The 11,698-nt window shown below is 49.4% G+C and carries 11 protein-coding genes, 2 tRNA genes and 2 pseudogenes; 7 read left to right on the forward strand and 8 right to left on the reverse strand.

Annotation, left to right across the window (positions count from 1 at the left end; genetic code table 11):
* Positions 1–70 precede the first annotated feature (70 nt).
* The 3 genes from SJI19_RS19140 to SJI19_RS19150 all read left to right on the forward strand — a co-directional run bounded on the left by SJI19_RS19140 (position 71) and on the right by SJI19_RS19150 (position 2,731).
* The gene (locus SJI19_RS19140; protein WP_323479860.1) at positions 71–880 is read left to right on the forward strand and encodes a mannosyl-3-phosphoglycerate phosphatase-related protein; all 810 of its coding nucleotides are present in this window, start codon (positions 71–73) and stop codon (positions 878–880) included.
* 53 nt (positions 881–933) lie between these two features.
* Entirely contained in the window at positions 934–2,154 is a 1,221-nt protein-coding gene (locus SJI19_RS19145; protein WP_323479861.1) for a glycosyl transferase, read from the forward strand.
* A gap of 202 nt (positions 2,155–2,356) precedes the next feature.
* Positions 2,357–2,731: an AraC family transcriptional regulator gene (locus SJI19_RS19150; RefSeq protein ID WP_323479862.1), complete on the forward strand. Its 375-nt coding sequence runs from the start codon at positions 2,357–2,359 to the stop codon at positions 2,729–2,731.
* A gap of 918 nt (positions 2,732–3,649) precedes the next feature.
* On the opposite strand, the gene apbE is transcribed toward SJI19_RS19150, so the two are convergent.
* From apbE to SJI19_RS19170, 4 genes are all read right to left on the reverse strand, one after another.
* On the reverse strand, positions 3,650–4,702 hold the full coding sequence (gene apbE / locus SJI19_RS19155; protein WP_323479863.1) for an FAD:protein FMN transferase ApbE: 1,053 nt from the start codon (positions 4,700–4,702) through the stop codon (positions 3,650–3,652).
* A 128-nt stretch (positions 4,703–4,830) separates the two neighbouring features.
* Positions 4,831–5,127, reverse strand: coding sequence for a hypothetical protein (locus SJI19_RS19160; protein ID WP_323479864.1), 297 nt, complete (start codon positions 5,125–5,127; stop codon positions 4,831–4,833).
* Positions 5,128–5,275: 148 nt separating this feature from the next.
* On the reverse strand, positions 5,276–5,704 hold the full coding sequence (locus SJI19_RS19165) for a DUF6515 family protein (protein WP_323479865.1): 429 nt from the start codon (positions 5,702–5,704) through the stop codon (positions 5,276–5,278).
* A 401-nt stretch (positions 5,705–6,105) separates the two neighbouring features.
* Positions 6,106–7,014 (reverse strand): cation diffusion facilitator family transporter, encoded by a 909-nt coding sequence (locus tag SJI19_RS19170; RefSeq protein WP_323479866.1) that lies wholly within the window; start codon positions 7,012–7,014, stop codon positions 6,106–6,108.
* A 338-nt stretch (positions 7,015–7,352) separates the two neighbouring features.
* Here SJI19_RS19170 and SJI19_RS19175 point away from each other — a divergent pair, with 338 nt between their 5' ends.
* Positions 7,353–8,060 carry a type 1 glutamine amidotransferase gene (locus tag SJI19_RS19175; RefSeq protein WP_323479867.1) on the forward strand — a complete coding sequence of 236 codons (708 nt, stop codon included), beginning with the start codon at positions 7,353–7,355 and terminating at the stop codon, positions 8,058–8,060.
* A gap of 144 nt (positions 8,061–8,204) precedes the next feature.
* Here the strand turns inward: SJI19_RS19175 and SJI19_RS19180 are convergent, their stop codons facing one another.
* From SJI19_RS19180 to SJI19_RS19190, 3 genes are all read right to left on the reverse strand, one after another.
* Positions 8,205–8,777 carry a glycine zipper family protein gene (locus SJI19_RS19180; protein WP_323479868.1) on the reverse strand — a complete coding sequence of 191 codons (573 nt, stop codon included), beginning with the start codon at positions 8,775–8,777 and terminating at the stop codon, positions 8,205–8,207.
* A 16-nt stretch (positions 8,778–8,793) separates the two neighbouring features.
* Positions 8,794–9,120, reverse strand: a complete 327-nt coding sequence (locus SJI19_RS19185; protein WP_323479869.1) for a hypothetical protein — start codon at positions 9,118–9,120, stop codon at positions 8,794–8,796.
* A gap of 326 nt (positions 9,121–9,446) precedes the next feature.
* Positions 9,447–9,536: transfer RNA gene (locus tag SJI19_RS19190), tRNA-Ser, on the reverse strand.
* A 93-nt stretch (positions 9,537–9,629) separates the two neighbouring features.
* On the opposite strand from SJI19_RS19190, the gene mtfA reads away from it, so the two are divergent.
* The 3 genes and pseudogenes from mtfA (at position 9,630) to SJI19_RS19205 (ending at position 11,482) form a co-directional block, all read left to right on the forward strand.
* Complete coding sequence (gene mtfA / locus SJI19_RS19195; protein ID WP_323479870.1) at positions 9,630–10,406, forward strand: DgsA anti-repressor MtfA; 777 nt, start codon at positions 9,630–9,632, stop codon at positions 10,404–10,406.
* 104 nt (positions 10,407–10,510) lie between these two features.
* Positions 10,511–10,586: transfer RNA gene (locus tag SJI19_RS19200), tRNA-Asn, on the forward strand.
* Between the two features lie 394 nt (positions 10,587–10,980).
* Positions 10,981–11,482, forward strand: a pseudogene (locus SJI19_RS19205) (GNAT family N-acetyltransferase).
* Here SJI19_RS19205 and SJI19_RS24895 read toward each other — a convergent pair.
* Positions 11,449–11,698: pseudogene (locus tag SJI19_RS24895) on the reverse strand (hypothetical protein); the annotation flags it as partial. The pseudogenes SJI19_RS19205 and SJI19_RS24895 sit on opposite strands and share 34 nt — an antisense overlap.

Here is an 11,698-nt window from a genome sequence, read left to right on the forward strand (position 1 = left end):
TATTTAAGCATCGTATATACTCTTTTCTGCAAACAACATTCATCACTATGGTTATCACAGGGCGGAAAACATGCCGGATTTGCAAGACCCGTTGGTTGTTATAACCGATTTGGACGGTTCATTATTGGACCACCATACTTACAGTTGGCAGCCAGCGGCACTATGGCTTGATAAGTTAATCGCCGCACAGGTACCGGTGATCCTTTGTTCAAGCAAAACCACCGCCGAGATCGTACCACTGCAGGCCAGCATGGGTTTGCAGGGATTACCTTTCATCGCCGAAAATGGCGCTTTGGTGCAATTAACGTCGCCCTTATTCACCGATGCGTCGCCGATAAAAATCAGGGGTTATGATTACGACACCATTCGCACAATCATACAGCGCTTGCGGGACGTGAAAGGGTTTAGGTTTCTGGGCTTCGGTGATGTCGATGAGAAGGTGATCGGAGAATGGACTGGCCTCGCACCGCAACAAGCCATGCTTGCCCAACAGCGGGAAGCCTCAGAGGCGTTTATCTGGCGCGACAGCGATGTGCGGTTAGCTGAATTTACGTCCTTACTGGCTACAGAAGGGCTGAGCGTGACGCAGGGAGGACGTTTTTATCATGTGATGTCCGCCAATAGCAGCAAAGGCGCCGCAGTTCGACAATTGTTGCAACATTTTCATCAACAGGATGGGCGATCATGGCGATCGCTGGGATTAGGCGACGGCCCAAACGATATTTCAATGCTTAACGAGGTGGATTATGCAGTCATTATCAAAGGGTACAGCAATAGCCCGATGGCACTTGACCCGCGACAACAGCAGATTTATCGCACCACAGCCTATGGACCAGAGGGATGGAGCGAAGGAATGGATCATTTTATCACTCCGACCTGAGTGCAGTGCGGATAACAATAATTAAGCCATAACCCGGCTTGGGGAGACTCTATATGAGCGATTTTCATCAAAATGGAATTATTGCCAACTTTCATAATTTATCTGATCGTAAGGTCGAGGCGCTAGAAGCTGAACTGGTGGGTTTTGCCAAAAAACGCAAGATGGGTTTGATTTTACCTTCACTGTTTTCTGAACTGGAAGGCCCTGCTCTGGCGCATATTATCGATGAGATAGCCAAGGTGCCCTACCTAGAGGAAATTGTGATTGGTTTGGATCGCGCCAACCGCGACCAATTTCTCTATGCCCGTGATTTTTTTTCGCGTCTGCCGCAACATCACCGCATTTTATGGAACGATGGTCCACGTTTAAAATCTATTGACGCCGAACTGGAAAAAGAGGGGTTATCCCCCACCGAACCCGGCAAGGGGCGCAATGTTTGGTTTTGTACCGGTTATACTCTCGCCTCCGATCGTACCCTGGCGGTGGCACTGCATGACTGCGATATCGTCACTTATGAACGTGGCATGCTAGCCCGGCTACTCTATCCGGTGGTGCATCCAAAGTTCAACTATGAATTTTGCAAAGGTTTTTATGCCAGGGTAGCCGACGGCAAAATGAATGGTCGGGTGGTGCGTCTGCTGGTCGGCCCGTTGCTGCGTTCGCTGGAAAATGTTTATGGTGGATCACCCTATCTCGACTACCTGAACAGTTTCCGCTACCCCCTGTCCGGTGAATTCGCCATGCGCACCCGGGTGATGCATGATATGAAGATCCCCGGCGATTGGGGATTGGAAATCGGACTATTGTCAGAAATTTATCGTAACTATTCGCCCAATCACATCTGTCAGGTAGAAATCGCCAATAATTACGATCACAAACATCAACCCTTGGCAGAGGAGGATGGTTCAGGTGGGCTAAAAAGGATGAGTAATGATATTATCCAGTCGCTCTACCGTAAGATGGCCACCATGGGTGTTAATTTGACCAGTGACTCCTTTCGTGTGCTGAAAGCGACTTATTATCGTAATGCGCTCGATATTTTGGAATTCTACCACCACGATGCCATCATGAATGGCCTGAAATTTGATCAGCATAGCGAGGAAGCCGCAGTAGAGTTGTTTATGCAATGTATTCTGGATGCTGGCCAGGCTTTTATTGAACGACCCAATGATAAACCCTTCATTCCAAGCTGGAGTCGGGTACAATCCGCTTTCCCGGATATTATGCAGCGCATCTACGATGCTGTCGAAGAGGACAACCATGGCGACGTGTAAGCACGAATGCGCTATTCGCCGTGACTCGCAGACCCGTTCTATCGAACAATAATCATCGATCGGCGCTCATCCGTTGGTGGGCGCCAAGAGTATGGGTTTGCAATAGGTTTTTTCTTGCCCCCGGTAGAATGTTCTCTAAAATATGCGCCACGGCCCATAGATTTGTATAGGGTCATTACGGCCACGGGGATAGAATCACAGTATGCGCGAAATCAAACCGAACGAACCATTGGTCGCCGCTCTCGCGCAGTGGATAGAGGATCATCTTGATCGTGATATTGCCCTACCTGAACTTGCAGAACGCTCAGGGTACTCGGTGTGGCATATGCAGGGCGTTTTTCGCGCAACGACCGGCATGGCGATAGGACGTTACATTCGCGAGCGTAAATTAACCGAGGCAGTGTACCGCTTGCGTAACACCGATAATCGAATCATTGATATTGCCCTGGATTATGGGTTCAATTCCCAATCGCAATTCACGACATTGTTTAAAAAATATTTTGGCGTAACACCACAAATGTGCCGGAACAATCTATCGCTTGCATTACGTTTAACCGCGCCGCTGAGTTATGTTTAGCAAGAAACGAGTATTTTATTTACCTCAGGAAAATCTTATTATAAAAAATAATTTTGTATGAAAATTATATTTTAAATTTCTCATGTACAAGTTTTTCTTAAAATAAATACTATTAATCAATAGGATAGCATTCTCTCGTTTGACATGTTTTTCACTGTTTAATTTAGTTAGCTTATTCGTATTATTTCACTTTAGTAAAATATTATTTAAACATCTAGTATTTACGCTAATTTAGCGTAATATGCGAATGTAAGACTAATTTCCCTGGTGTAACTTAAGAAGTCATTTTACCCGCTGTTTTCAGCGGGTTTTTTTCATACGCGTTGATAAATATCAAAATAATTTTCCTTTTATAATCACCATGTGTTTTTTCAGTTAAATAATGAGTTAACACGCTCCCGAATTCTTCCTGATAAATTATCCCCACATTAAATTTACTAATAGATGTTTAAATAGACTTATTGATTGAAGGGTTCTGATACCTCAATGGGTGTGATTCACGTCATATCCCCCTCTCGACATTGATCGTTGCGTTGTTGTGCTCACTTCGCCCTGTTTTGTTCTTGAGTGGGCGACTGTAAGGCGTGGTCAGGGCATGACGAACAAAAAAAACCCGGCGGATGAGCCGGGTATGTCTGTGAAGGCAAAAGAACTATAACTTAGATATCAACGTCCTTTTTGCTCTTTTTGTCTGCACGTTTTTCCTTCAGCGTTTTCTCTGGCCTCTTCTTGGCTGACTTATCCTTACCTCTACTCATAAACACCTCGCTTATTTGTCAGATTTAGGGGCTTACCAAAAGACTCCCCGATAACGCCAGGGGGAGTCTTAGAGTTATCAAAACTTGCCGAGAATTGCAAGCGTACATGGCGTTGCATCGCCCTCAACAGATCTTTCTTTGCCACAAAGTACGAGACTTTTCAGGATGCTGAAACCTGCGCTTGGCTTATCACGAAGGCTTTGAACTGTGGCGACATCCAGGTGGTAAAACCATCCGCAGTTTTGGTTATCAGATAGACCGCCAACCCTTCGCGTAGGGCCAGGTCCTTGGCCTTCTGAGTACCTAGCACCATCAATCCAGTGTCCCAACCATCGGCTTCCAGCGCGGTGGTGGCAATCACCGTGGCGGAGACCAGTTTATGTTCAATAGGACGACCGGTAGCAGGATCAATGATATGTGACAGGCGTTTACCGTCTAATTCATAGTAGTTGCGATAACTTCCCGAGGTACTGATCCCATGACCTTGTAAATCCACAATCGCCTGAGCAACGTCCTCCTTGTCGGTTGGGCGCTGAATAGCCACCCGCCAAGGCCGTCCCGTTGGCGACACACCTCGGGTGATGACCGCCCCGCCCACCGAAACCAAATAACGGTTCACGCCTCTTTTTTCCAACAATCTGGCCACATGATCGGTGGCATATCCTTCACCCAGGGTTGATAAATCCACATACAAGTTGGGCAAATCCTTTTGCAACCATTGGCCTTGTACATTTTCACTCAACGTCAAATGACGCAACCCGACAAGACGCCGGGCAGCGTCGATTTGCTGTTGATCGGGCATCTTTATCGGTTGTTTGTCAGGTCCAAACCCCCACAAATTGACCAGTGGACCCACGGTAATATCCATCGCCCCTTCAGTTTTCACACCAATACGCAGTGCAGTACTGATGATCTCCGCCATTCCGGTGGTAATGCGTTGGGGATCGGTGCCGGCATATTGATTGAAATGCGACAAATTGCTATCAGATTGGTAGGTAGATAACTCATGGTTATCCTCTTCAAGCAATTGGCTGATTTGTTGTTTCAAACCCACCAAGGCCTCGGGCGGTGCATCCGCCACCGTGACCCGATAAAAGGTCCCCATGGTCTTACCTTCCGCCGTCCAGGCCGGTGCGTCGTGCTGTACCTGGGGCTTGTCACACCCGGTAAGCAACAACGCGCCGCTCAGCGCGAATACGACTAATTGGTTCATGTACTGACTACTCCCGCGAAAAGGCTATGCGCCGTCGGTGTCCATGTTAATACGTTAACACTGCATCGCAAAAAGCAGTTGCAAAAACCAGGCCGGATAGCCCAAAACCCGCGCGATAGGGTCAATAATTATTCGAGGTGATTGCCCCCCTGGGCAAAATTAAACATTCGCTGCACGATTTCATCGGCGCCCTTGATAACCTCGGACAGCCTTTTATCGCGACGATTGACGGCCTGTGAATAGGCGATTTCATGGGCTTCATCTACCATAGAAATAATCCGGTCACGGGTTTGTGTATCAATAGTTCCTAGGATGGTGGTGATCACAACCTGATAGGCGTGGGATGTCACGGTTAACTGCTGTTCTCGTGCCTCCAATGCCTCAATGCGGGCGAGCAGGGCCTCATAAAGCGGATCTTGGGCCATATTTACCTCTCTTATCCCATTCTGGCTGCGGTCCACCGGGACGCAATGTCCCGGTGGGCATTTGAGTTTCAGCAGCGGGTACTGACATCACGATGATGATTGAGCACAACGTCGGATATGCTAACCATCATAAGCAATGATACCTTACTTATAAACCGGCCGGACGCGGTACTTCAAAATATTGTCCGTTAATACTACGACGGTAATAGTGCCCCTGATTGACGTAAAAACGCTCACCATTGATATCCACTACTGACATATTGCCGTTGATGCCACCAGATTCATATACCCTAGGCGCAGGGGGCGCATCAACAACAACATATTGGTTATTCTGGCGCTGATAATAAATGCCATTCAACACATAATAGGTCAGTCCAGCCACCAGTACAGTCGCCGCGACACCTGGCAGGAAATCGAATCTGGCCCCACGATGCGGCGCGCCGCCAGGGCCCCAACCACGATGTCCATCATACCAATCCGGTCCACCATGGCCATGGTGATCCCAGCCCGGGCCAGCAAAACCGGCTACCGGCGCCAAGAGGCTAAGCGATAAAATAAAGCTAAGTAATTTTTTCATAACACACCTTTATAAAAACGGCCGCCATACTCTAATAACAGACCTACTTCAGCCCTTCAGCAAGCCGATTTACCGATCTTTAGTCGGCCATAACGTATTATTTACGCTACGTTAATACATTTTGTCATTCCAAATGCGCGGATATAAGCCGCTTTAAGGCAAAGCACGACAAAGATACGCGATATTGTGGTAACAAAGTGAAATACGTTGTAACCGCATAATTTATTTAAATATTACAGCTGATAAGATTAGCTTTTCTCATTGGATGTCCAGCTGTCTTGATGTTATTTTACTTAAGTCAGTTCGCTCCAGAACTGACTTACGTGATGTTTGACACCCACGGTTGTTTGGTGGGTGTTTTTTTTATACCAAAGTGTGTAATGCCGAACTCGACCACCAGGTTATTTAACCAAATCGTCAAGGCGTTCATCGACAATGCCCGCCGGTTCAAGATGCGCTAGCACTTCAGCCGCAGGGAACAATCGCCTAACCGCTGCTTCAGCCGCATCACCGATATCATGGCCGACATCCACCGAAAGTTGACCCGCCACTTCCACATGCAGTTCGACAAATACCCGGTCGCCCCCGTTGCGTGTGCGGATATCATGCACACCGCACACACCTTCGCAACTCATGGCGGCAGCGCGGATCCGCTGACGATCCGCCATATCCAACTCCTGGTCCAAGAGTTGCCTGAGGGCGGACAAGGCCATGCCGCGCGCATTCCACACCATAAAGCAGGAGATGGCCAACGCGCCAACGGCGTCCGAGCGCATCCAACCAAACAGCCCATATAGCACCAGAGCACATAATACCGCCAGATTCACCGCAATATCAGTCAAATAATGCGCACGATCGGCGGAAATCGCCGTTGAACCGGTGCGTTTGACCACATAAGTTTGCATGGTCACTAATGCCGCGGCACAAAGGGTACTGCCGATAATCACCCAGATACCGATGCCATGCTGCATCAAGGGCTGTGGATGCAACAACCGCCCAATCGCCTCGAAACCCAACACCACACCGGCCCCCCCCAATAGCAGCGCTTGTACGAATGCAGCCACGGCCTCGGACTTGCCATGACCATATCGGTGGCCCTTATCGGCAGGGCGTTGAGCATAAAAAACACCAATTAAGGTCACCATGGACGCCATGACGTCCACCAGACCGTCGGCCGCCGACGTCAGCATCGCTATGGAGTCGGTCAGCAGCCAGGCCCATATTTTAACGCCGACCAACACCAACGCGACGCCAAGCGATAGCAAGGATGCCCATCGAGTCAGCTTTTTATAGGGTTGCTCAATAGCCATGACACCCTCTCCCGAGGGGGAGCGCAACGTGCGCCAAGAATAGAATGGCTCAAGTTTAGACGTAAACGGCCAAGATAAAAACCTTAGTGTTCAGGTGTGATTACGTTATCTGCTGGCCTATTCCTCATCCGTAGACCGGGCCACCAGCAATGCTATAACCTCCGACGGCCTGATTGTCATGAGCCTGTTGCGCGAATTATCCAAACAAGCAACACTGATGCCAGGCAATGTGCCAATATATCGCACAAATAACAAGCAAGGCCGACCGTTTAACGTCTTGGTCGACCATGACGTATCCTGTTTTGAGATCTATTGTTCTATTTCCCTGGAGACACGCTATGCGCGTTGCGATTGTTGAAAACATGGAAAATACCCGGTTGGGCGTGGTGCTACAGGCGTTGAAGGAGGTCAATGCCGATATTGAGTGGTTCAGACCCTATCTGGACGGACGTTTGCCTGCAGGCGTAGACCAACATGATGCCCTGATTGTCCCCGGCGGCTGGCAAAGTGCGCTCGATGATGATGACTATCCTTTTTTGCCCTCGCTCGCCAGTCTACTGCGCGAATTCGGCGATGCCAGCAAATCAGTGCTGGGCATTTGCCTGGGTGCTCAACTCCTGGCACGCGCTTATGGCGCAGAAAATAGCGTGGGTACGGCGCGTGAATTCGCCTGGACGGCACTCAACATCACGCAAGAAGGACAGCATGATCCCCTATTTAGCGGTTTAGGGGCACAGTTCCATAGTTTTGAGTGGCATATGGACACATTCTCACTTCCCAGACATGCCGTGAGACTGGTGTCCAGTTCGGCGGTGACAAACCAGTGTTTTCGGGTCGGTCGCGCCGCCTATGGTATGCAATTCCACATTGAGGCGGATGCCGCCACCGTCACCGCGTGGTCCGCAGAATGTCGCCACAACCTAGAACTGATAGCACCGAACTGGCTTGAGCATCATGCGCAAGCTGATGCAGCACAATTTTCCGCAGCAGCAGAGTGCGCCGGTTTGTCCATTGCGCGGGCTTTTGTTCAGACCATTACACCATAATGATGGTCCCGCCGATGAAATGACTCTCCGAGGTATCCCCAGTAGTTCCGTCCAGGTTTGCCGCCGAAAAAAACGGCGGCTGACCCACACTCAAAGCGCAAACCCACACCGATAATACCGTCGTTTTTTTGCCTGGAACGATTATTACTCAGGAGGATAATCAGGCGGGACCCCACTATCCGATGGCCCCTGGACATCGTCTGGCACCGCACTATTTACTGGGCGTGCCGGATAATAGTCTGGTGGAACCGCCGACGAAAATTGATTGACTTGGCGATAGCGGTCATCAATCGGAATTTTATTCCCCTTGGCATACATACATTGGGTGTAAATACGGTCAAAGGTGTCCTGCAACGATTCTGAACTCCTGCCGGCAACATCATTACCCATCGAGCTGCCGACCAGTAAACCGGTACCCGCCCCCACCATCGCCCCTGCACCGGCATTATGCGACGCCGCACCGATCAACGCTCCCGCCGCCGCTCCGACAACCGTACCCGCCGCGGCGGTACCGGCCGCGTTGTTGGCCGCCGTCTGCGCACTGCCGTTAACACTGTTCTGCGCCAAATTTTGACATATTATTTGATCCTGCCCAAAGCGCTCATAACTCTTGCCCGAACCGGGTAGCACCATCACGCTAGGCTGAGTTGGTGGAGATACGCAGCCGGTTAGCAGTAGACTGAAAACCCCGGCAGCCAGATAAAAAGGTCTACGCATTTTGTTAATCCTCCGCTCAACGTGAGGCTGGCGCATCGGCGGCAACTTTCATCCACCCATTCGGACAGCGTGGAATTTGTGGATAATAACCAGCCGGGTTCCGACAGTAGTAGGCATATTGCGGTGCTTTCTCAATATAAATTTGCGCCGGTGGCGGTGAGAGATATATCGGCGGCGGCACGTAGTAGACCGGCGGTGGCCCCCACGGATCACCTATGATCAGCGGCGGACCATCCCAGCCATGATGATCATAACCGTGACCATAATAGCCCTGGGCAAAGGAACCTGAGCTGAACAACATCATCGCTCCCGCCGCAAGTAATATTGTTATGTGCCCTTTCATATATCACCTCAGAAAATAACCTCTAGCCACGCATCATAGCGCCGACTGGCCTGAATAATTCGCCACGGATTACGTTGATTTCGCAAAGGGATAAACAGCAATTGTATACAAATGTAGTTATTGAAAAAAAAGACGTTTAGCGTTAAACCGCCAATGCATAGAGGCGTTGTTGAAAAAAAAACCGATTAAAACGGGTATTGATTACGCTGGAGGCTGGTGTAAAAAGGGGATACATTGGGGTTGAGACAAGCATATCTAAGCCGATGTTCATTTCTTAGGATTGAGATGTCGATCTGGGTAAATTTAGTTGATAAATGTTTGAATAATGGCGGAGAGACAGGGATTTGAACCCTGGGAAGGATCGCTCCTTCAACGGTTTTCGAGACCGTCCCGTTCAGCCGCTCCGGCATCTCTCCAGTTTTGCGGTTGCTATCATGCCCTGTTTTACGGCATTTTAATAGTGTTTAACGACGCCTTAAGAATCAAGTGACGACTTATCGAGCAACACGATGATAAAATGGCCTTGGAAAAGTTCCACTCCCTCCAACGAGACACTTGCGTTATGGCAAGTGGCCTTGGCGATCCCGTTGTTTTCCCCGCTGTCGGAAGATGAGCGGCACAGGCTGGTTATGCTGGCAGGCAAATTTTTACAACAAAAAAAACTGGTGCAGTTGCAAGGGGTCGTGTTAGACGACGTCATGCAAGCGCGGATCGCCATGATGTTCGCCCTGCCCGTATTGGCGTTAGGTATCGATTGGTTGGATGGCTTTCACGAAGTTCTGATTTACCCCTCACCATTTGTCGTTAATGATGAATGGCAAGACGATGCTGGGCTGGTGCACCGCGGTGAAATGGTCCATTCGGGTCAGAGCTGGGATCAAGGGCCGATTGTGCTTAATTGGCAGGAGATCCAGGATTCGTTCGATTTATCGGGTTTCAATTTGATTATTCATGAAACTGCCCACAAGCTGGATGCACGTAACGCTGGCAAGACCAATGGAATCCCTATGGTTTCACTGCGCGAGGTGGCGCAATGGGAAAACCTGTTGCACGCGGCAATGGAGGATCTACAGGACGAGGTGGATCTGGTGGGTGAAGACGCCACCAGCATGGATGCCTATGCTGCCAGCGATCCGGCGGAGTGTTTTGCCGTATTGTCAGAATATTTTTTCAGCTCTACGGAGTTGTTCACGGAGCGGTTTCCCGACCTGTATCATTGCTTTGTGCAATTTTATTGCCAGGATCCGTTGGCGCGATTGGTGGCCCAGCGCCGTGCTGATAGTTGATTTTTAATGGAATTTGCTTAAGCTTTGGTCAATCGCACTGACAGAATTCTTTTTGCATTGACACACCCGTAGGGGCCAGATATGATTCGCCCCGTTCTCGCGATTCCTCTGTAGTTCAGTCGGTAGAACGGCGGACTGTTAATCCGTATGTCACTGGTTCGAGTCCAGTCAGAGGAGCCAAGATTCTAGAAAAGCCCGCTCAGGGAAATCTGAGCGGGCTTTTTGCTTTTCATGCACCTGCGCGAATCCCAATATGATTTTTATGCAATAGGTTAGCGTGAAAAGTCTTCCCGATACATTTTCAATTTTCTCTCTGCATCAGGAGAATTTGGTGGTCTGATTTGGGGTCATTTCAGTTCGATTATGGAGTGACCACCCTATGTCTTTAGGCCGCTAGCACGGCTTCTTTCTTAATTTTCCCTCCAGCTATACACTTTGGTTATTCTGTCTAGCGCCAACCATCCGGCAGTGGCAAGGCCAAATTGGTGGCAGCCATCTAGTGTTAAGCAGTAGCAAAATTGCAAAGCCTGCTATGTTGTATATTCTAGTGGCAAGCCGAACTTCAGGGGTTTATATGAGCAAGTCTCTTGACGCAGTCCTTTCGGTACGCCGCGCGGAAGAAGATGAAGCAGAATTAGTGCGTGAGATAGTATGCGCTGCCTATTCCAAATGGATTTCGGTTATTGGTCGCGAACCGACTCCCATGACGGTCGACTTTAACAAGACCGTCCGTGAGCATGATGTTAACCTCGCTATTGTCGCAGGGGAAGTTTGTCGGCCTGATCGAAATATGGCCAGGCGCCGATCATTTTTGGATAGAAAATATAGCGATCCACCCTCACCGGCAGGGAATGGGAATCGGGCGTACATTACTGGCGCATGTTGAAAGTAAGGCAGCTCAATTGAAGCTTGGGGAAATCCGCTTGCAGACGAACGAGGCGTTCGAGGCGAACATCACACTATATACAGTACTCGGATATAAAATCGATAGACGTGAACCGTTCAAGGGTGGGACGACCGTATTCAGTCTCCTTTATACTTTTCAGCCGCAGATTTCACCAATTTCACGTAAATAGCTGTGCACACACCGGTAGCCATACACACCACAACTCAGGATGTAGTAGTCGCGGATAAGCGCCAGCAGCCGCTGATAATCTCGTTTTCCCGCAGATACCGAGCAATGGTGACCCGCCCATTTTTGAAATTGCTCGTTCGCTGCTCTTTTCCACGAATTAGGCTCAGCACGATTAGGAAAAACCGGCTTATGATCACTTCCGGGGTTCAGTGCTGTG

The sequence above is a fragment of the Acerihabitans sp. TG2 genome, from assembly GCF_035013185.1.
Taxonomy (GTDB): domain Bacteria; phylum Pseudomonadota; class Gammaproteobacteria; order Enterobacterales; family Enterobacteriaceae; genus Acerihabitans.